Source organism: Chryseobacterium sp. AC417 (assembly GCF_979258215.1).
On record NZ_OZ409845.1, the window covers coordinates 3,082,714 to 3,102,480 of the forward strand.

Annotated in this window: 17 protein-coding genes and 1 pseudogene; 9 read left to right on the top strand and 9 right to left on the bottom strand. The window is 34.3% G+C overall.

Going from position 1 to position 19,767, the window contains the following annotated elements:
• Positions 1–21 precede the first annotated feature (21 nt).
• The 3 genes from ACZZ9T_RS14640 to ACZZ9T_RS14650 form a co-directional block, all read right to left on the bottom strand.
• Positions 22–996 (bottom strand): 2-hydroxyacid dehydrogenase, encoded by a 975-nt coding sequence (locus tag ACZZ9T_RS14640; RefSeq protein WP_463442697.1) that lies wholly within the window; start codon positions 994–996, stop codon positions 22–24.
• A 132-nt stretch (positions 997–1,128) separates the two neighbouring features.
• Complete coding sequence (locus ACZZ9T_RS14645; protein ID WP_463442698.1) at positions 1,129–1,524, bottom strand: DUF1801 domain-containing protein; 396 nt, start codon at positions 1,522–1,524, stop codon at positions 1,129–1,131.
• 3 nt (positions 1,525–1,527) lie between these two features.
• Positions 1,528–2,178, bottom strand: coding sequence for a protein-L-isoaspartate(D-aspartate) O-methyltransferase (locus ACZZ9T_RS14650; protein WP_463442699.1), 651 nt, complete (start codon positions 2,176–2,178; stop codon positions 1,528–1,530).
• A gap of 135 nt (positions 2,179–2,313) precedes the next feature.
• On the opposite strand from ACZZ9T_RS14650, the gene ACZZ9T_RS14655 reads away from it, so the two are divergent.
• The 8 genes from ACZZ9T_RS14655 (at position 2,314) to ACZZ9T_RS14690 (ending at position 9,712) form a co-directional block, all read left to right on the top strand.
• Positions 2,314–3,276 (top strand): Gfo/Idh/MocA family protein, encoded by a 963-nt coding sequence (locus ACZZ9T_RS14655; RefSeq protein ID WP_463442700.1) that lies wholly within the window; start codon positions 2,314–2,316, stop codon positions 3,274–3,276.
• Positions 3,277–3,439: 163 nt separating this feature from the next.
• Positions 3,440–5,161, top strand: a complete 1,722-nt coding sequence (locus ACZZ9T_RS14660; protein WP_463442701.1) for a cellulase family glycosylhydrolase — start codon at positions 3,440–3,442, stop codon at positions 5,159–5,161.
• Between the two features lie 99 nt (positions 5,162–5,260).
• Positions 5,261–5,716 (top strand): hypothetical protein, encoded by a 456-nt coding sequence (locus tag ACZZ9T_RS14665; RefSeq protein ID WP_463442702.1) that lies wholly within the window; start codon positions 5,261–5,263, stop codon positions 5,714–5,716.
• Between the two features lie 63 nt (positions 5,717–5,779).
• The gene (gene bla-A / locus ACZZ9T_RS14670; protein ID WP_463442703.1) at positions 5,780–6,658 is read left to right on the top strand and encodes a CGA/CIA family class A beta-lactamase; all 879 of its coding nucleotides are present in this window, start codon (positions 5,780–5,782) and stop codon (positions 6,656–6,658) included.
• Positions 6,659–6,725: 67 nt separating this feature from the next.
• Positions 6,726–7,148 (top strand): hypothetical protein, encoded by a 423-nt coding sequence (locus tag ACZZ9T_RS14675; protein ID WP_463442704.1) that lies wholly within the window; start codon positions 6,726–6,728, stop codon positions 7,146–7,148.
• Positions 7,149–7,156: 8 nt separating this feature from the next.
• Positions 7,157–8,047: a 3-hydroxybutyryl-CoA dehydrogenase gene (locus tag ACZZ9T_RS14680; protein ID WP_463433803.1), complete on the top strand. Its 891-nt coding sequence runs from the start codon at positions 7,157–7,159 to the stop codon at positions 8,045–8,047.
• 53 nt (positions 8,048–8,100) lie between these two features.
• Complete coding sequence (locus tag ACZZ9T_RS14685; protein ID WP_463442705.1) at positions 8,101–9,432, top strand: hypothetical protein; 1,332 nt, start codon at positions 8,101–8,103, stop codon at positions 9,430–9,432.
• Between the two features lie 37 nt (positions 9,433–9,469).
• The gene (locus tag ACZZ9T_RS14690) at positions 9,470–9,712 is read left to right on the top strand and encodes a hypothetical protein (protein ID WP_129536633.1); all 243 of its coding nucleotides are present in this window, start codon (positions 9,470–9,472) and stop codon (positions 9,710–9,712) included.
• Between the two features lie 52 nt (positions 9,713–9,764).
• On the opposite strand, the gene ACZZ9T_RS14695 is transcribed toward ACZZ9T_RS14690, so the two are convergent.
• The 4 genes and pseudogenes from ACZZ9T_RS14695 to dnaN form a co-directional block, all read right to left on the bottom strand.
• Positions 9,765–10,175, bottom strand: coding sequence for an META domain-containing protein (locus ACZZ9T_RS14695; protein ID WP_463433455.1), 411 nt, complete (start codon positions 10,173–10,175; stop codon positions 9,765–9,767).
• A gap of 80 nt (positions 10,176–10,255) precedes the next feature.
• The gene (locus ACZZ9T_RS14700) at positions 10,256–11,332 is read right to left on the bottom strand and encodes a hypothetical protein (RefSeq protein WP_463442706.1); all 1,077 of its coding nucleotides are present in this window, start codon (positions 11,330–11,332) and stop codon (positions 10,256–10,258) included.
• A 64-nt stretch (positions 11,333–11,396) separates the two neighbouring features.
• Positions 11,397–13,800, bottom strand: a pseudogene (gene pheT / locus ACZZ9T_RS14705) (phenylalanine--tRNA ligase subunit beta).
• 155 nt (positions 13,801–13,955) lie between these two features.
• Positions 13,956–15,086 (bottom strand): DNA polymerase III subunit beta, encoded by a 1,131-nt coding sequence (gene dnaN / locus ACZZ9T_RS14710; RefSeq protein WP_463433459.1) that lies wholly within the window; start codon positions 15,084–15,086, stop codon positions 13,956–13,958.
• Between the two features lie 147 nt (positions 15,087–15,233).
• Between dnaN and ACZZ9T_RS14715 the strand changes: the two genes are divergently transcribed.
• The gene (locus ACZZ9T_RS14715; RefSeq protein WP_463442707.1) at positions 15,234–15,596 is read left to right on the top strand and encodes a diacylglycerol kinase; all 363 of its coding nucleotides are present in this window, start codon (positions 15,234–15,236) and stop codon (positions 15,594–15,596) included.
• Between the two features lie 8 nt (positions 15,597–15,604).
• On the opposite strand, the gene ACZZ9T_RS14720 is transcribed toward ACZZ9T_RS14715, so the two are convergent.
• Positions 15,605–15,961, bottom strand: a complete 357-nt coding sequence (locus tag ACZZ9T_RS14720) for a barstar family protein (protein ID WP_463442708.1) — start codon at positions 15,959–15,961, stop codon at positions 15,605–15,607.
• A gap of 13 nt (positions 15,962–15,974) precedes the next feature.
• Entirely contained in the window at positions 15,975–19,670 is a 3,696-nt protein-coding gene (locus ACZZ9T_RS14725; protein WP_463442709.1) for a phosphoribosylformylglycinamidine synthase, read from the bottom strand.
• Positions 19,671–19,767: the final 97 nt, after the last annotated feature.

Consider the following 19,767-nt stretch of genomic DNA (forward strand, 5'->3'; position numbering starts at 1 on the left):
AAAATGATTCCAACCTATCTTTTAATTTTTATAAACTTCGGGATTAGCACAGTGAGGCATTTTTTCATCTTTAGAAAAAGCGATGATATTTTCAGCGGCTAATTTTGCCATTCCGTTTCTGGCTTCAACGGTTGCCGAGCCGATATGTGGCAAAATACAGACATTTGAAAGTTTAAGAATAGGATCATCCATTTCAATCGGCTCCGGATTTGTGACATCTAAACCGGCTCCCCAGATTTTTTCTGAAATTAAGGCATTGTATAAGTCTTTCTGATTATGAAAACCACCTCTTGCTGTATTGATAAAGATTGCATTTGGTTTCATTTTTTCGAAAACAGATTGATTAAAAAGCTCTGAATGTTCCTCAGTAAAATTAGCATGAATACTTAAAACATCTGATTCACTTACCAATTCTTCAAACGAAACATATTGTGCTCCAAGTTCTTTTTCAGCTTCATCATGATGACTTCTGTTATGATAAATAATATTCATATCAAAAGCTTTTTTACATTTTTCAGCCATCTCAAAACCGATTCTGCCCAACCCGAAAACACCCAGAGTTTTTCCGTATAACTCCTGACCTAATTCGTGAAGCGGATCAAACTCTCCCCAATTTCCATCTTTCACCTTTTGTAAATAATAACCTGCTCTTCTGGCAACAGATTGCATCAGGAGAAATGCAACATCTGAAGTTGCTCTGCTTAATACTTCCGGTGTATTTCCTACAGGAATATTTCTTTGAATCGCTTCCTGGATGTCAACATGATCAAAACCTACTGAATACAATGCAATTGCTTTTACATTAGGAAATTCTTCAAAAAATTCTTTATCGTATTTATTTTGTCCAACGTTAAGAATTACGTCTGTATTTTTACAGTATTTCAGCCATTCTTCCTGGGCTAGTTCAGGGTTTTCTGAAACGGTTACTTCTAATCCTGCTTCTTTCAGCATGGTAATTCCTATTTGGGGAATTCTTTTATTGATGAAAACTTTCATGTGATGGTTGATGTATTAGGTGATTATTTAAAAACAAAAAACCTCACAACTTTTTACAAGTGAGGTTTCTATTATTTATTTTTAAATCTTTAATTTCATTTAAACTGAAGTTCAATTTCCGTTCCGAAAATATCATTTCAGTCTGATCAGTTCACCCTTTCTTTTTACAATATTTTTATAATCCCACTGAATTTCTACTGATTTTTTCAGCCATCTTTTTATATCCTCTTCATCAATTTCGCTTTTATCATTGAAAAATACTGAAGCATCCTGAAATTTTTCTCCTTCTACATTCAGTTTTTCTTCATTAAAAGATTTTCCGCTCCAAAACATGAGACGGATTCCTTTTTTCTGTTTGCTGTATCCTACAATCGGGTTTCCGTCTAAAAACCAAACGGGATGAGCGTGCCAGATTTTATTTTCTGCACCGCTTATTTCACCATCAATTATTGCAGAAAGCAATACGCAGATTTCTTTATCTGAATCTGAATGTAAATTGTTATAATCGAGAATTTCCGGATTGATCATGATCTATTGGTTTGTATTATTTAACATCGGAACAAATTTGTATGCACCGAATTCTTCTTTTTCAATTTCTGTAGGCGAGACTTTAGTAAATCTAAATAAAACCTGCTCGTCTGTAGGCCCCAAAGGAATCACCATTTTTCCGCCAACTTTTAATTGTTTTAATAATTCGATAGGTAAAACTGCCGCTCCACAAGTCACAATAATTTTATCGAAAGGGGCAAAAGTCGGTAATCCTGAAAAACCGTCTCCAAAACTCTGAAACTTTGGGTGCAAATGCAGTTCTCTGAATTTTTTCTTCGAATAATCAAACAAATCTTTCTGTCTTTCAACTGTATATACCAATCCTTTCATTGCCAGTAAAACGGCAGTTTGGTATCCACAGCCGGTTCCAATTTCAAGCACTTTTTCGCCTGCTTTCAATTGCAGAAGTTCAGACTGCTCGGCAACCGTTGAAGGATGCGAAATCGTCTGATGTGCCAAAATAGGAAATGCACGATCTTCATACGCAAAGTCTTCAAAAATACTTTCTATAAAAAGATGTCTCGGAACTTCATTCATCGCCGAAAGTACATTTTCGTCTGAGATACCGATTCTCTGACGAAGATATTCAACCAAAATTTTTCTTTTTCCTTTATGTGCGAATGAATCCTGCATTATTATTGAGTAATTTTTAGAGTCTTGATAATAGAGTTCTCACAAAAATAGCAAAACAATCGCTATTGATCAACCTAAAACCTATCATCTGTTTCCGAATACCTAAAATTACTATATTTACAAAAATTAAAAACTATGTTGAAAGCAGGTTTGGTGGGAGCCGGACATTTGGGAAAAATACATTTACGACTTCTGAATCAGTCTGATAAATACGAACTTATAGGTTTCCACGATAAAGATGCGGAAAACGGTAAAAAACTGGAAGCCGAATTTGGTTACAAATATTTTGAAAATCTGGAAGAGTTGCTGAGTGAGATTGAAATGCTGGATATTGTGACTCCAACGCTTTATCATTACGATTATGCTTTGAAAGCCATTGAAAAAGGTCTTCACTTTTTTATTGAAAAACCAGTTACCCAAACGCTTCAACAGGCAGAAGAAATTCTTTACAAATGCCGTGAATTTGGAATAAAAGCACAGGTTGGACACGTTGAAAGATACAATCCGGCTTTTATCGGGGCAAAAGATTATATTCAGAATCCGATGTTTATTGAAATTCACCGTTTGGCAGAATTTAATCCGCGCGGAACAGACGTTTCCGTAGTTTTGGATTTAATGATACATGATCTGGATATTTTATTAAGTGTTGTAAAATCTAAAGTGAAAAACATTCACGCAAGCGGCGTTTGTGTTGTAAGTAAAAGTCCGGATATTGCCAATGCAAGAATCGAGTTTGAAAATGGATGCGTTGCCAATTTGACGACGTCAAGAATCTCTATGAAGGCAATGAGAAAAAGCAGATTTTTCCAGAAAGATGCTTATGTTTCTGTAGATTTCTTAGAGAAAAAAGCAGAAGTGATCAGAATGAAAGATGCTCCGGAAAATCCTACTCCGTTTGATATGATTATCGAAAATGCGGAAGGTGAGAAGAACCAGATTTTATTTGAATATCCAAATATTCAGCCTAATAATGCGATTTTAGACGAGCTTAATTCGTTTGCAGATGCTATTTTAGAAAATAAAAATGTTGAAGTTTCTTTGGAAGACGGGACTGAAGCATTGAAAGTAGCTTTGGAGATTATGAAATTAATCAGCTGATTCATTATAATTAGAATAGCAATTCAATCTTATGTAAAATAAATTCTTCTTTGATATTCAGAGAAGAATTTTTATATTTAATTTAATAATATTTAAATACATTTGTGTTTACATTAAAAATTCAACCTTAAAAATCTCCCTTAATATTTAAAATATAAAACCTATGAAAAAAGTAATTCTAACGTCCGCACTTTTATTGTCTCAATTTGGGACATCACAATTACTGAAGATTGACGGACAAAAGATCGTTAATGATAAAGGTGAAAATATTCAGTTAAGAGGGTTAGGACTTGGAGGCTGGATGTTACAGGAAGGCTATATGCTGAAAACTGCAGATTTTGCCGGGCCGCAATTTAAAATTAAAGAAAAAATTACAGAACTGATTGGTCAGGAAGGAATGGAAAATTTCTACAAAGCATATCTCAGAAACGGAGTTACGAAAGCCGATATTGATTTTTTGGCAAAGTCAGGATTCAATTCTGTAAGACTTCCGATGCACTATAATCTCTATACTTTACCCATTGAAAAAGAATCAGTAAAAGGTCAGAACACCTGGTTGGAAGAAGGTTTTAAAATGACTGATAATTTATTGAAATGGTGTAAAGACAATAAAATATATTTGATTCTGGATCTTCACGCTGCTCCCGGCGGACAGGGAAATGATGCCAATATTTCTGACAATGACAAGTCTAAACCGTCACTTTGGGACAACGAAGAAAATCAGAAAAAAACCATTGCTCTTTGGAAGAAACTAGCAGAAAGATACAAAGATGAGCCATGGATTGGTGGTTATGATTTAATCAACGAACCGAATATCAACTTTACCGGAAAGAACCCAAACGGAACTGACGAAATGTCTAACGCACCACTTTGGAAACTGCAGAAAGAAATTACAGAAGCCATTCGTGAAGTTGACAAAAAACACATCATTTTTCTTGAAGGAAACGGGTGGGGAAATAATTATAACGGACTCATTCCGATTTGGGATAACAATATGGCATTCAGTTTCCACAAATATTGGAATTATAATAATGATGAAACATTACAATTTGCTTTAAACCTCAGAGAAAAATACAATATGCCAATCTGGTTGGGCGAAACAGGGGAAAATTCAAACGTCTGGTTTACAGAATTAATCCAGCTTCTGGATCAGCATAATATTGGTTACGCCTTTTGGCCAATGAAAAAAATCGACAATATTGCAGGAATAACCAATGTAAAAATCACCCCTGAATATCAAAAACTTTTAGATTACTGGAAAAACGGAGGCGAAAAACCATCAAACGAATTTGCTAAAAAAACACTGATGAATATCGCTGAGAATTATAAATTCAGCAATGTTGAAATAAAAAATGATGTTATTGATGCGATGTTCAGACAAACAGCTGATGCATCAACAAAATCATTCAAAAATCATCAGATTCCTGGGAAAATCTATGCAACAGATTATGATTTGGGCAGAATAGGTTCTGCTTATCAGGATAAAGATTTCATTAATCTTTGGGTGAGTGATCCCGCAAAAAGATCAGAATGGAATTCTGGAAATCAGTTCAGAAATGACGGTGTTGATATTTATAAGACAAAAGATAACCAATATTATGTTGGAAAAACAGAAAGTGGAGAATGGCTTCAGTACACAATCAATTCAAAAACAGATAAAGCTTATAGTTTAAACATACAATATGCAAGCAGTAAAGACGGAAAAATCAGGATTGAAGATACTTCAGGAGAGCAAATGGCAACACTATCGTTAAAGTCCACAGGAGGAAATGAAAATTGGAAAACCGCTTCTACAAAAAGGATTAATTTAAAAAAAGGAGAAAATAAAATCAGGATTTATTTCGAAAACGATGGTATTAACATCAATTCTTTTGAATTGAAATAAATACTTTAAACGTGAACTCGATTTATTTTTCTAAAACTCATATCACACCTTGCAGAATTTAAATTATTTTAAGTATTTTTCCTGAAAAATTAATATTACATGGAAACAAAATCTCCTTTTGAACAATTTGATGAATTAAGAATCAGTAATGCCGGAAAACTTTTTCTTAAAGAAGCTGCAAAATGGACTGCTTTTTTAGCAATTCTAGGCTATATCGGAATCGGTTTTATGGTGCTAGCAGCTATTTTTATGCTGATTTCCGGAGCTTCTATGAGCTCTTACAACAGCATGCTACCAATGGGCGGAGGAGCTTTTTTTGCGCTTTTCTATTTAATTTTTGCGGCACTGTATTTCATCCCTATCAATTATCTTTATAAATTCAGCTCAAATATGAAATTTGCTATCGAAGCAAATAATCAGGCAAATCTTACAAAATCTTTTGAATATTTAAAATCTCATTACAAGTTTATCGGGATTCTGACGATCATAGTCTTTGGTATTTATATTCTGATATTCCTAGGTATAATGATTATGGGTGTGGGCAGGATGGTGTAAATTTAACCTTTAAAATAATTTAAAATCCTTCTCTTTTCCAGAAGGATTTTTTAAACGCTTAATATGAAAAAAACAGGACTTATTTTTCTTTTGATTTCAATCTTCAGTTTTGGTCAAAAATTGAACTTACATAATAAAATCAATGTAATTCTTTTCAATAAAAAAGCAACTGTCGGAGTCTCGGTTTTAGGCTTTGAAAACAACTTTATTTATAACAGAAATGCAGACAGAAAACTTCCTATGCAGAGTGTTTTTAAATTTCATATTGCAGCAGCAGTTCTTGATTTTGTTGATCAGGGAAAACTGTCATTAGACCAAAAAATTTACCTTGACAAATCTAATTTGCTTGAAAACACCTGGTCTCCGCTTCGGGATCAATATCCCAACGGTGGCGTTGAGGTTCCTTTGAGTGAAATTCTGGAATTTACTGTTGCCAAAAGTGATAACAATGGCTGTGATATTATGCTGAAATTGCTGGGTGGAACCAAAACTGTTCAGAAATTTATGGATTCTAAAGGGGTAAAAGGATTTAAGATCAAATACAATGAAGCCGAAATGCACAAAGACTGGAAAGTGCAGTATGAAAATTACAGCACAACACATTCTGCCGTAGATGTTTTAAAAAAATTCTATGACGGAAAATTGCTTTCCAAAAAATCAACAGATTATCTGATGAAAGTAATGCTCTCGACATCCACAGGAAAAAACAAATTGGTAGAGCAGCTTCCAAAAAACACTCCGGTAGCCAGAAAAACGGGAGCTTCAGGTAAAAACGATGCGGGATTAACGGGTGCTGAAAACGAAATTGCCATTGTAACCTTACCCAACGGAAAACATTACGCAATTGCCGTATTTGTAAGCAATTCCACAGAATCTGATGCGGTAAACTGTAAAATAATCTCAGATATTTCGAAAGCAGTTTGGGATGATTTTAATAAGTAAATTTTAAAGCTTATTTTTAGGCTATGAAATCACATAACTGAATTCCTCATCAACAATACATTCATCTATGAAAAATATAATTTCAATACTCCTTTTATTCTGCAGCACTTTTCTTTTGGCTCAGAAAAACGATCATTATCTGCAGGTAAGTTATTCAAGCATTTGTTGCGGAACACCCTCAACTGCGCCGGTTATGAGCTATATTTCACAGTTTCAAAAAAAGAACAAAACAAAAACTCTTGAAGTTCTTCAACAATCGGGATTGGGAAGAGAAGGCGAATTTAACCTGTACATTGGTCTTGATCCTCTTTCAAAAACTCAAAAAACCAGTTTTATAAGGGGACTTAAGACAGCTATAGCTTCACAAAATACCAAAAGAAACCAAGGCAGTGACGGAATGGTGAATGTGGATTCTTCGGTGCTCGTTACCAAAGCAAAATTGTCGTCAATTAAAAACCTGACTGTTTATAAATATAATTTAATTAAATAATAAAAATGATCAAAAACATTGTAGTTATCGGAGCCGGAACCATGGGAAATGGTATTGCACACACCTTCGCACAAAGCGGTTATAGTGTACATTTAGTAGATGTTTCTCAGGATGCTCTCGACAAAGGAGTGAAAACCATTACCACCAACCTTGACAGAATAATTGCAAAGGGAAACCTTACTGAAGAACAAAAAACAGAAACTTTAGGCAACATAAAAACTTTTACCGAGCTTAAAGATGCTGTAACCAATGCAGATTTAGTGGTGGAAGCAGCAACAGAAAATCAAGACCTGAAGCTGAAAATATTTGCTCAGATGGATGAGTTTGCACCTGAAAACTGTATTTTATCTACAAATACTTCTTCAATTTCTATTACCAGAATTGCTGCAGCCACCAAAAGAGCAGATAAAGTGATCGGAATGCATTTTATGAATCCTGTTCCGATTATGAAACTGGTTGAGATCATCAAAGGATACTCTACTTCAAAAGAAACTTTTGATACTATTTATGAAATGAGTAAAAATCTGGGTAAAGTTCCTGTTGAAGTAAACGATTATCCGGGATTTGTTGCCAATAGAATTTTGATGCCGATGATCAACGAATCTATCGAAACGCTTTACAACGGCGTTGCAGGAGTGGAAGAAATTGACACTGTAATGAAATTAGGCATGGCTCATCCGATGGGACCTCTTCAGTTAGCAGATTTTATTGGTCTTGATGTTTGTCTGGCGATTTTAAATGTAATGCATGATGGCTTTAAAAATCCAAAATATGCTCCAAATCCATTGTTAGTCAACATGGTTATGGCAGGAAAATTAGGAGTAAAGTCAGGAGAAGGTTTTTACGATTATTCTGAAAGTAAAAAAGCTGAAAAAGTAGCAAAAATGTTTTCAAAATAAACTTGTCTGCGTTTGAGTTATAAATTTGAAAAACCCATGCAATCTATCAGATAATGTCTGCAAACTTAATAAAATTTAAAGAAAAACACATCCAAATAACAATGGTCATCATCACTTTAATGATGACCATTTTACGTTTTTTATTGAATGAAAAAGGTCGTGTGAATCCCGATTCTATACGTTTTCTAAGATTTGCTCATGTTTTTCCGGAAATAGATAATACGACAACTCCGGCAGGATATCCTATGAGTATAAAGTTTTTTACTTTTCTGGGGACTGATGAATTTTGGAGCAGCAAAATTGTTGGGATTTTAGGATTTCTTTTGATCATTTTTATCACATGGAAGCAAAAATTTTATTTCAGAGAATCGGTCATCGTATGTTCTCTTTTTAGCTTCCTGTCGATATTTTCATTTACGATGAGTGAAGCGCTCATATTGCCTTTCGTTGTGATATTTTTGTTTGCATCTCATTTGGTTTTGACAGAAAAATTATCAAAATGGAAAGGGATATTTTATCTCTCATTTTTGCTCATTATTCTCTACAATATCCGCTACAGTTCTCTATTCATCATCGGTGCGACTGGTTTGTTCGGGTTGGTTTTCTGGAAGAAAAGATACAGTTCGGTATTTATTATTTCGGGAACTTTAGGTTTTGCATTTGTCGTTTTATTTAAATTTTTCTACATAGATTATTTCAACGAAAATTATGTAAAAGATTCACTCATTATCGGCTTATATCCTACTTCAAAACTGTTGATTGAATTCTTTCAGGGATTATCCACTACTTTTAATCCATTCATTCATATTTCAGATCCTAACGGCGGAAAAATAAATTACGTAATTTATGGAATCGGATTTTTAAACATACTGATGATCGGTTATATCTTCATCAAATATAAATTATCAGAAACTGAAATCTTTTACATATTCATTGGAATTTGCGGAATTGTATGTTCTTATTTTGTACAGTATTTCTATCCCGTAAATCCCTTGGATTACAGATTATTAGCACCATTCATTATCGGATTATGGCTGATCTATTTTAGTAAATTGTTTAACATTTTCGGTGAAAAAGTTTATCTGATCGGAATTTTGAGTCTCTGCTCAGGAGCACTTTTTACATGGTTATCCACAGGAAATTATCTTGAAAACAGAAAAATAGTTACCGAATATCTAAAGAAGGAAAAGCTGTATAACATTCCGCTAAAATTCTATGTGATCGAAGAAAAAAATTTAGAAAAAGTACAGATTGCAGAGCTCATCAGCACCGTAAATTCTAATATGACACTGACTTCTAAACCTTCAGATACTTTACAAAAAACGACCCTGACAAAGCATAAAGTTTTACAAAAAATTAAAATTGACAAGAACAAATACCAATAATTTTATTTATCTTTGAGAAAGTTTAAACATTAAAAAAATGAAATTACCAAAGTTTTTATTAGCAGACAATTCGGAATTTCCTGAAGATTTATTTGTAGTTCATACAGAATATCCAAGATTCATATTGAATGTTGAGGAAGAAGAAGTTGAGTGGTTGGATGATTTAGAAGGCGACGATGAAGAAACCATGGCAGATGAGGCTACAAAAGTAGTGGAAGCGGCGTTCAAATGGTGTGATGAAGAGTTGGCAAAATACGACGACGAAGAGGACGAAGAATAAGAATTTTTTACTCATAAAAAAAGGAACTCAAAATTGAGTTCCTTTTTTTATTTTATTCAGCTTTATTAAATTTCAATAATAAAAGATTATCCTGATACAATTCTAAAGTATTTCCGGAAACCACATATTTATTTACTTTCCCCATCATACTCATGAAATTCTGCTCTACACTCATATTCTCACAAGCCATTTTGGTAGAACCCAATTGAGATGCTGTAAAAGTTCCTGAAGCAGCATCTGTAGATAATGTTCCGAAATAACTGTTGCATCCTCCATTTCCGTTAACTTTCGCTCCATCAATATTCAACGTTGGTGTTTTACCTTTCACATTATCCGCTAAAGTCCATTTTGTATTGGCAATTGATGGCTGAGATTTCCCCACTTTTGAAGCAGTAGTATTTGACATTGTTCCGCACGATGCCAAAACTGCAACCGTACACAAACTTAAAAAGATCTTTTTCATTTTTAGATTTCATTTTTAAAAAGAAGAATTTAACATCTGTTTTATTCTGCTTTTCTGATTTAAACCAAATTTACGGAAAACTATTTAATTTTAATAAAATGCTTTTTAAGATTTTCAGCATCTTCATCTTTCTGGAAATTCATTCCTACTAAATTTGCTTGACCCATTTTATAATTTCTATTATTGAGTAAAAAAACTTTCTTTCTAAGATTCTGATCTAAAGTGCTCATTCCAATACTCTTCCGTTTTTCGTTAAGGTTTTTGACCAGACTATTTCCTTTCTCTCCTCTCTTCTCAGGATAGAACCATTCATGTACATAGCAACAATCAACTTTTTCCAACATTTTTTCTACATTATCGTGAGGTGTTTCAAGATTGCCATCATTTTTTAAGAATTGTATGATCTCGAAATGCCTGCTGTTATAATTCGAAGTTCCATTATTTAAATCTAAGAGAAACGCAGCGTTTTCGGGAGTAATTTTTCCTCTATTTAAAGCTCTTATAATTTCGTTTGAGAAATTGGCAACCTGCGGACTATAAATATTACTGGATAACTGGTGCCAAATGATGAAATAAAAATTTTGAAAAAAAACTAAGTTTGCTGAACTTAAGCCCAAATCATATTCATTAGGAAATCCTTTTTTTTGAATTAAATCTAAAAGTTTAGTGCTTGCAATACTGTCATTCTTTGTAATCTCTTTTTTATAGTTCGCATAATTTCCTCCTGAAATTTTTCTATAATGCTGATCTATTTTAAATAAAGAATCCAAATCTTTTCGGTAACTATCATCAAATTTCTTTATACAATTCGTTTTCTTATATTTTTCAGTATTAGGAAAATTCGAAAGAAAATTTTCTTCAAATTTATACTTCATACAGTCTAAAGAATGATAATGTTTAAAAGCATCTTCATAATTTTTTTTATTTAACAACACTTCCATGTGGTTATACAAATCATTTGCATGAGGTTCCTTAAAATTTATAAATGCCTTTTGGTAATAAAAATCCGCACTGTCTAAATCATTACTTACTATTTTATCTTCTGCAATATTTACTGCTTCATAATAGTTGATTAATTCTTTATTGATTAGTTCACTATTTTGGGAATATAAAGAAGCATAAAGAAATAGAGAAAGAAAGACTATAAGTGATTTCATTGATTGTTAGTTTAAAAAAAGAAAACGGACAAATGTCCGTTTCTATTGTATAAAAAATATTTTATTATGACCTTAATTCAGCATTGAATTCTTTCTGAAAAGATTTAATCAAAGAATCCATTACTGCAGAAATTTCCTTTTCTTCCAGTGTTTTTTCCTCATTTAATAATTCAAAACTCATCGCATAAGACTTTTTGCCTTCAGGAAGATTTTTGCCTTCATAAACATCGAATAAATTGATATTTTTGATGAATGGAGATTTGTTCTTCTTTGCCGTTTGATACAATTCCTGATAGGTGATATTTTTGTCTATCAACAACGCCAGATCTCTTCTGATTTTGTTGAATTTCGGAATATCATTAAATTTCAACTCTTTATTGAAACGTAATTTCTGAGCTAATTCCAATTCGATTTCCGCATAGAAACAATCTTGCTCAATATCAAAATCTTTCAGCATCTGAGGGGCAACTTTACCAATTCTCACTAAAGTTTCACCTTCAGATTCGTATGCCAAAGCATCAGAAAACCTGTCATCAGACAAAGCAACTTCTTTGTAGTTAACAGATAATTTTTCTAATAAAACTTTTACGAATGCTTTTAAGTTGTAGAAATCTGTTGTAGATTTTGGCTGTAACCAGTTTTCAGAAACATTTCTTCCGCTTACTAAAATAGCCAATTGCTTTCTTTCTTCGTACTTCTCTTTTTTATGATAAATCTTTCCAAATTCGAAGAATTTGATATCCTGATTTTTCCTGTTGATGTTATAGATTGCGTTTTGTAAAAGTCCTTCCAATAAAGACTTTCTCATGAATGCCAAATCATTGCTTAACGGATTCAATAATTTTACGGCGTCAGTTTCATCTTTAACCGAAGTTAATGAGTTGTTCATCACTTCATTGAAACCTAAGCCCTGCAATGTTCTCGCCCAACTGTTTTCCAGCTCGTCCTGATCCTTTGCATTCAATTTTACAGGCGTGAAAGAAATCTTTTGCGGAGCTTCAATTTTATTGTATCCGTAAATTCTTAAAATCTCCTCAATGACATCAATTTCTCTTGTCACATCAGCTCGGTAAGCAGGAACTGAAATCTCAAACCCATTCTGAATTTCATTAAGAACCTGAATTTCAAGTGCTTTTAAAATCTCTTTTACTTTCTCTCTGTGGATTTTCGTTCCTGAAAATCTGCTCGATTTTCGAGAATCTGATGATGACATAATTATCTTCAATTTTCTTAGGATATTCTTCCAAAAGATCTCCAACCAATTGTCCTTCGGCCAAATCCTGAATCATTTTGATCGCATGAGTAATGGCAGTTCTCGTAATATTAGGATCTACTCCTCTTTCAAATCTAAAAGAAGCATCGGTATTCAGACCGTGAGCTTTAGCAGCTTTTCTTACTGCAACCGGATTAAAATAAGCACTTTCCAGGAAAATAGTTTTTGTTTCGCCTGAAACTCCGGAATTCGCACCTCCGAAAACTCCGGCGATACACATTGGGTTGTCTTGTCCATCCTTAATAATGATTTCAGAACCGTTCAGCGTTCTTTCAACACCATCTAAAGTCGTGAATTTTGTTCCTTCAGCAACAGTGCCTACTTTCACTTTTTTGTCTGCAATTTTATCGGCATCAAAAGCGTGAAGCGGCTGACCAAAACCGTGAAGAATATAGTTGGTAATATCTACAATATTGTTAATCGGGCTCAAGCCGATGGCTTTCAATCTGTCTTTCAACCAAGACGGAGATTCTGAAACTTTTACATTTTCAATGACCGCTCCGATATATCTTGGCGTTAATTCGGCATCTTCAACCTCTAATGTAAATTCGTGTGTACCTTCATTATTTAAAGCTACAGAAGCTATTTTTTCAAAGTCACCTTTCTGCTGGTTGGTGGAAAGAAAAGCGTACAAATCTCTGGCAACACCATAATGAGACATTGCATCGGTTCTGTTTGGCGTTAAACCAATTTCAAAAACTTCGTCATTTGTTAATTCAAAATAATCTGAAAAATTCTTTCCAACTTCATATTTGGTTTCATCCAGAATCATAATTCCGCCGTGATCGTCACTTAATCCCAATTCGTCTTCGGCGCAGATCATCCCTTGCGAAACTTCACCTCTTATTTTAGCTTCCTTGATTTCAAAAAAGTTTCCGGTTTTATCATAGATTTTTGTACCAACAACAGCAACGGGAACAGTTTGTCCGGCTTCAACATTCGGAGCGCCACAGACGATATTCAAAATTTTTCCGTTTCCAACGTCTACGGTGGTTTTATTTAATTTATCGGCATTCGGATGCTTTTCGCAGGTTAAAACTTTCCCTACCACTACACCTTCCAGACTCCCTTTGATGCTTTCAAATTTTTCTATTCCTTCTACCTCAAGACCGATGTCTGTAAGAAACTCTCCTATTCTTTCAGATTTCAGCTCTGTTTTGATATAATCTTTCAGCCAGTTATTTGATATTTTCATCCTTTAATTTTGAAAATTTATTTTGAATTTTTTCAAGTTACAAATGTCGTGTTTTTTTGAGAAACAGAGAAATTTTTAACCTTTCAACTGACCTCAAACAACAAAAAAAGAGGCTGATAAAATCAAACCTCTTTTACTATTATTAAATTTTAATATTACAATCCTATTACCGGCATTGATAACATTAAGATATTTTCATTTTCTTCAAGACCGTCAAGAGGTTCGATGATTCCCGGTCTGTTTGGCTGAGACATTTTCATTGTAATATCGTCTGCACTTAAAATACCCAACATTTCTGTTAGAAATTTAGAACTGAATCCGATATTGATATCTTCACCGTTATAATCACAAGGAATTTGCATATCTGCTTTGTTTGCATATTCTGTATCTTCTGCATGAAGATGTAGAATGTTTGCAGATAATTTAAATCTAACCTGGTTTGTTGATTTATTAGACATAATAGAAGCTCTTCTGATTGCTCCTAGCAACAAATTTCTGTTGATCGTCAAAACATTCGGGTTTTCCTTAGGAATTACTGCCGTATAATTTGGATACTTTCCGTCAATTAATCTACAAATCCAGATATGTTTACCAAAAGTAAACTTAGCCATATTCTCGTTGAAGTCGATTGTGATGTCTTCATTTGAACTTGCCAAAATATTTTTGAAAATATTCAACGGCTTTTTAGGCATGATGAATTCCATTGGCTCTGCATTCATCAAATCTGTTCTTTTATACACGACCAATCTGTGAGAATCTGTTGAAACAAAGTTGGTTTCGTTTTCTCCAAACTGGAATAGAACTCCCGTCATTACAGGACGAAGTGAATCATTGCTTGTAGCAAAAAGTGTGTTGGTTAAAGCTTCGGATAAAACTCCTGCAGGCATGGTTACGCTTTGTGCAGCATCAAATTCCGGAAGCTCAGGATAATCGTCTGCATTGTCTAGTGCAACGGCGAAATTATCTTTCTCATCTAAAATCTCCAACTGACTCCCTGTACCTTCTGCGTTGTCTTTTACAACAAGCGTAAGAGGCTGTTCACCGTATGTTTTAATAAAATCCTGAAAAATTTTAGCAGGAACAGCAAATTTGCCCGCATCATCAGACTTCACCTCCAAAGAAGTTATTAAAGTTGTTTCGCCATCAGAAGCTGTAATGGTCAAATCATTTTGATTAAGGTCAAAAAGATAATTTTCTAAAATCGGTCTCGATTGAGAGCTTGATATTACGCCACTTACAGTTTGCAATGCTTTCTGAAGTTCACCACTTGAAATAATAAATTTCATAGATTTAAAAATAAGTTTTTACAAATATAACAAATAGAAAACAGATAGAAAAGAATAATAGAGCGAGTTATTAACAACTATCAAAAAAGAATTTTATTTTTCGTGAAATTATTTATTCCGACTATCTTTGCCGAACATCTTTTTAAAATGAGAAAACCTCCTGTTTATAAAAGTTTCATGAACGCTTTTCGTGGTATTTTCATGATGCTGAAATCTGAAAGAAATTTCCAGATTGAGGTGGTGGCTTTACTGGCAAATATTTTTTTAATTTTTTATTTAAACCTGTCCAGCATTGATACTGTTTTGGTTTTAACGGTTTCTATTGGAGTTTTAAGTGCTGAAATTTTCAACACAGCAATTGAAAAAATTTGCGACATTATTCAACCGGAATTTGATAAAAGAATTGGATTCATTAAGGATATTTCTGCAGGAGCCGTCACTTTGATTGCAGTAGCATCTATCGTTGTGGGAGTTTTTGTATATTGGAAATACATTGGGCTGATTTTTTAAAAATAAGCTTACTCCAAAACCAAGATAATATTTTTGTGTGACTTTATGATTTCGATTAAAATATCAAACAAAGTTTGTCCTTTTCCAGCAATCAATTCATCCAATTTTTGCTGAATGAGCTCTATGTTGAAAGGTTTCCCCTGCTTTACTTTATTTTTGTAAAATTCATTTGTCGCTTCAAGTCCTAAATCTTTTCTCGACTTTTGAGAATCTTTCCAAATAATTTCTCCTTGAAATCCGTACAGGATATCGTCAAAACCATCTAAAGTTCCAACTTTCCAATCGGTATCTTTCATCAAAATAGTCGAAACTTCTTCGTAAAATCCTGATAAATCAGAAAAATGGCTGCCATTGATGACAGCCATTTCATTGTTATTTTTATCTGAAGTATTCAACTCCGTTTTTGAATATGTTGTGGTAATTTGCAGTGGGGATGTTTTTCATCAAGCCTTCAGCAAAACGTTCAGGATGTCCCATTCTGCCATAGATTTTTCCATCAGGACTCGTTATTCCTTCGATTCCGAACAAAGAATTATTTGGATTGAAAGGCATTCCGTGAGCGATGTTTCCATCTAAATCCAGATATTGAGTAGCAATCTGTCCGTTTTCATATAACTTCTGGATTTCTTCTTGCGAAGCCATAAAACGACCTTCACCGTGAGAAATAGGAATCGTGAAAACCTGATCTTTCATTCCTTTTAACCAAGGTGATTCGTCATTCAATACTTTCACATTAACCATTTGAGAAATATGTCTTCTGATTGCATTGTGTGCCAATGTCGGAGAATTTTCATCCAAATCTTTGATTCTTCCGTAAGGCAGCAAACCTGACTTTACCAGCGCCTGGAAACCATTACAAATCCCAATGATCATTCCGTCTCTGTCGAGCAATTCGTGAACGGCATTTCTCATCTTCTCATTCTTCAAGACATTCACGATAAACTTAGCAGAACCGTCCGGTTCATCACCTGCGGAAAACCCTCCTGAGAATGCTAAAATCTGTGACTGTTTAATTTCTTTCACCCACGCATCGATGCTTTCGTCAAGCAAATGATGATTAATATTAATCAACGGCAAACTGCTTACCAATGCACCTTCTTTTTGGAATGCATGCAGTGTATCGTATTCGCAGTTTGTTCCCGGGAAAACAGGTGCAAAAACTCTTGGTTGAGCAATTCCGTGTTTTTTAATAGTGATATTTCTTGGGTTGATTGAGTTGAGTTTTGAATCCAATTCAACGGTTATTTTTTCTTTTTCAATAGTTGAAAAAAGATTTTCAAATGTTTTGGTATTTGCTTCAAGTAATTTTTCAATTTCGAAACTCAAATTATTGATTTTCAAAATATCATGATCTTTAACTTCACCGATCAATTGAAGATCAACGGAACTTAATTCTTCAGTAGCTTCAATGATTAAGCTACCTACATTTTTAGTTAATAAAGTTTTATCACCAACCGTAATTTCAGCTCCCAATCTGTTTCCGAAACTCATTTTTGCCAGTGCAACAGCAACCCCGCCTTCTTTCATTGTCTTTACAGAAACAATTTTTCCGGCTTTTATATTTTCGAAAATCAATTCAAAAACAGCTTTTAGATTTTCATAATTTGGAAGTCCGTTTTCCTGAGGAATATGATTGAAGAAATACAGTTTATTTCCTGCCTGTTTAAATTCCGGGGAGATCACATTTTTCTTTTCTCCGTTAGCACAAGCAAACGAAATCAATGTTGGCGGAACATTCAAATCCTGATACGTTCCACTCATTGAATCTTTACCTCCGATAGCGGCTAAACCAAGGTTCATCTGAGCATCATAAGCTCCCAAAAGAGAAGCCAAAGGTTTACCCCATTTTTCAGGGTTCTGACCTAATTTCTCAAAATATTCCTGAAAACTTAACCTGATATTTTTGTAATCGCCACCCATTGCTACGATTTTCGCCACACTTTCAACTACCGCATAAGAAGCTCCTAAAAGTGAGTTTTGCTTTGAAATTTCTGCATCAAATCCCCAACTTGCAAAAGAAACCGTTTCAATATTTTTCGCTCCTAAAATTGGTAATGTCTGTGCACTTCCTTCCATCAAAGTCTGCTGATATTTTCCACCTAAAGGCATCGCAACCGTAGTCGCACCAATGGATGAATCAAACATTTCCAATAGACCTTTTTGAGAAGCAACGTTTTTATCAGCTAAGATTTTTAAGAAATTTTCTTCGTTAAAAGTCTGAGTTTCTTCATTCACTTCATTAAGATGGGTAATCTTAACTTCCTGGCTTTTAGAACAGCCATTGGTATCAAGAAATTCTCTTGAAAGATCAACAATTTTATCGCCTTTCCAGAACATATGCATTCTTCCGGAATCTGTCACTTTTGCAACTTCCACAGCTACAATGTTTTCAGCTTCACAGAATTTGATAAACTGCTCTTTATCTTTTGGTTCAACTACAACCGCCATTCTTTCCTGGGATTCAGAAATAGCAAGCTCGGTTCCGTTCAGACCTTCATATTTTAATGGCAAAACATCCAGATTAACTTCCAAAGAATCAGCGATTTCACCAATAGCGACAGAAACTCCACCAGCTCCGAAATCGTTTGATTTTTTAATCAGTCTGGTCACTTCAGGATTTCTGAATAACCTCTGGATTTTACGCTCTTCAACGGCATTTCCTTTCTGAACTTCAGAACTCATCGTGTGGATAGAGGTTTCGTCTTGTTCTTTTGAACTTCCGCTTGCACCGCCAACACCATCACGACCTGTTGCACCTCCTAAAATAATAATAGAATCCCCTGTTGAAGGTTTTTCACGTCTTACCCAATCCACAGGAACAGCACCGGTAACGAAACCGACTTCCATTCTTTTTGCTTTGTAACCTTCATCATAGATTTCGGAAACCATTGTAGTTGCCAAACCGATTTGGTTACCGTAAGAAGAATATCCGTTTGCAGCCTGTTTTGTGATGGTTTTTTGAGGCAATTTCCCCGGTAATGTTTGATCTACAGGTTCCAAAACATCAGCAGCGCCCGTCAATCTCATCGCCTGAAAAACGTAAGAACGTCCGGACAAAGGATCTCTGATTGCTCCACCTAAACAAGTAGAAGCACCACCAAAAGGTTCAATTTCCGTCGGGTGATTGTGGGTTTCATTTTTGAATAATAAATACCATGGCTCTTTTTTACCATCATATTCAGCTTCGATCTGGATGGTACAAGCGTTAATTTCATCTGAAACAACCAAGTTCTCCAAGTTGCCTGTCTTGTGGAAATATCTTCCGCAAACAGTTGCCAAATCCATTAAGGAAATTGGTTTCAATTCGCGTCCTAAGAATTTTCTTTTTTCGATATAATCATTGAAAATGGTTTCCAATGTATGTTTAAATTGTCCTTCAAACTCAATATTTGACAATTCTGTCTCAAACGTTGTATGGCGACAGTGATCACTCCAATACGTATCCAAAACTTTAAGTTCCGTTTCCGTAGGATTTCTCTGTTCAGTTTTAAAATATTCCTGAATGAATTTTAAATCATCTAACCCTAATGCAAAACCGTGAGAATTGTAAAAGCTGGTAAGCTCTTCAGTTGTATAGCTAATAAAGTTATCGTGAATTAAAACTTTAGAAGGAATTTCATCAGCAGGAATATTTAAAATGGTTAAATCTTTTTCCTGAGATTCAACTTTATTGATGAGAAGATCTTTGATTTTTGCCAAATCAGATTCAGAAACGCCTTCAAACTCGATGAGCTTACCGCTTCTTACTTTTGATTTCTCATTTTCAGTTAGCAGAGCAATACATTGCTGTGCAGAATCTGCACGTTGGTCGTATTGTCCAGGTAAAAATTCCATTGCAAAACAGATCCCTTTGCCCGGATTGTCTTCGTGCAAAATGTCGGTAACCGGATCTACGAAAGTGCTGTTGACCACCTTTTCGAATTCACCATTATTCAAATTGAAAATATCGTACACATTGTACACTTTCACATTTTTGACCGACGAAACCACCGCTTTTACTTCATCAAAAATTTTTGGACTTTCTACATCGAAAATTCCTCTCTTTTCTACGAAAATTCTTTTGTTTTGAGACATTAGATGTCAGTTTTATTTAGATTTATTTTTCTTATAAAGACAGCATTCCTAAGAAATGCGTATTTATAGCGATATATTTTCTACACAGATTTTATTC

Excerpts from the sequence above, each read along its gene's own strand:
- ACZZ9T_RS14690 (WP_129536633.1), top strand. The coding sequence starts at position 9,470 with ATGAAATTACCAAAGTTTTTATTAGCAGACAATTCGGAATTTCCTGAA.
- dnaN (WP_463433459.1), bottom strand. The coding sequence starts at position 15,086 with ATGAAATTTATTATTTCAAGTGGTGAACTTCAGAAAGCATTGCAAACT.
- ACZZ9T_RS14685 (WP_463442705.1), top strand. The coding sequence starts at position 8,101 with ATGTCTGCAAACTTAATAAAATTTAAAGAAAAACACATCCAAATAACA.
- ACZZ9T_RS14675 (WP_463442704.1), top strand. The coding sequence starts at position 6,726 with ATGAAAAATATAATTTCAATACTCCTTTTATTCTGCAGCACTTTTCTT.
- ACZZ9T_RS14660 (WP_463442701.1), top strand. The coding sequence starts at position 3,440 with ATGAAAAAAGTAATTCTAACGTCCGCACTTTTATTGTCTCAATTTGGG.
- ACZZ9T_RS14725 (WP_463442709.1), bottom strand. The coding sequence starts at position 19,670 with ATGTCTCAAAACAAAAGAATTTTCGTAGAAAAGAGAGGAATTTTCGAT.
- ACZZ9T_RS14655 (WP_463442700.1), top strand. The coding sequence starts at position 2,314 with ATGTTGAAAGCAGGTTTGGTGGGAGCCGGACATTTGGGAAAAATACAT.
- bla-A (WP_463442703.1), top strand. The coding sequence starts at position 5,780 with ATGAAAAAAACAGGACTTATTTTTCTTTTGATTTCAATCTTCAGTTTT.
- ACZZ9T_RS14715 (WP_463442707.1), top strand. The coding sequence starts at position 15,234 with ATGAGAAAACCTCCTGTTTATAAAAGTTTCATGAACGCTTTTCGTGGT.
- ACZZ9T_RS14640 (WP_463442697.1), bottom strand. The coding sequence starts at position 996 with ATGAAAGTTTTCATCAATAAAAGAATTCCCCAAATAGGAATTACCATG.
- ACZZ9T_RS14650 (WP_463442699.1), bottom strand. The coding sequence starts at position 2,178 with ATGCAGGATTCATTCGCACATAAAGGAAAAAGAAAAATTTTGGTTGAA.
- ACZZ9T_RS14695 (WP_463433455.1), bottom strand. The coding sequence starts at position 10,175 with ATGAAAAAGATCTTTTTAAGTTTGTGTACGGTTGCAGTTTTGGCATCG.
- ACZZ9T_RS14720 (WP_463442708.1), bottom strand. The coding sequence starts at position 15,961 with ATGGCTGTCATCAATGGCAGCCATTTTTCTGATTTATCAGGATTTTAC.
- ACZZ9T_RS14700 (WP_463442706.1), bottom strand. The coding sequence starts at position 11,332 with ATGAAATCACTTATAGTCTTTCTTTCTCTATTTCTTTATGCTTCTTTA.
- ACZZ9T_RS14665 (WP_463442702.1), top strand. The coding sequence starts at position 5,261 with ATGGAAACAAAATCTCCTTTTGAACAATTTGATGAATTAAGAATCAGT.
- ACZZ9T_RS14645 (WP_463442698.1), bottom strand. The coding sequence starts at position 1,524 with ATGATCAATCCGGAAATTCTCGATTATAACAATTTACATTCAGATTCA.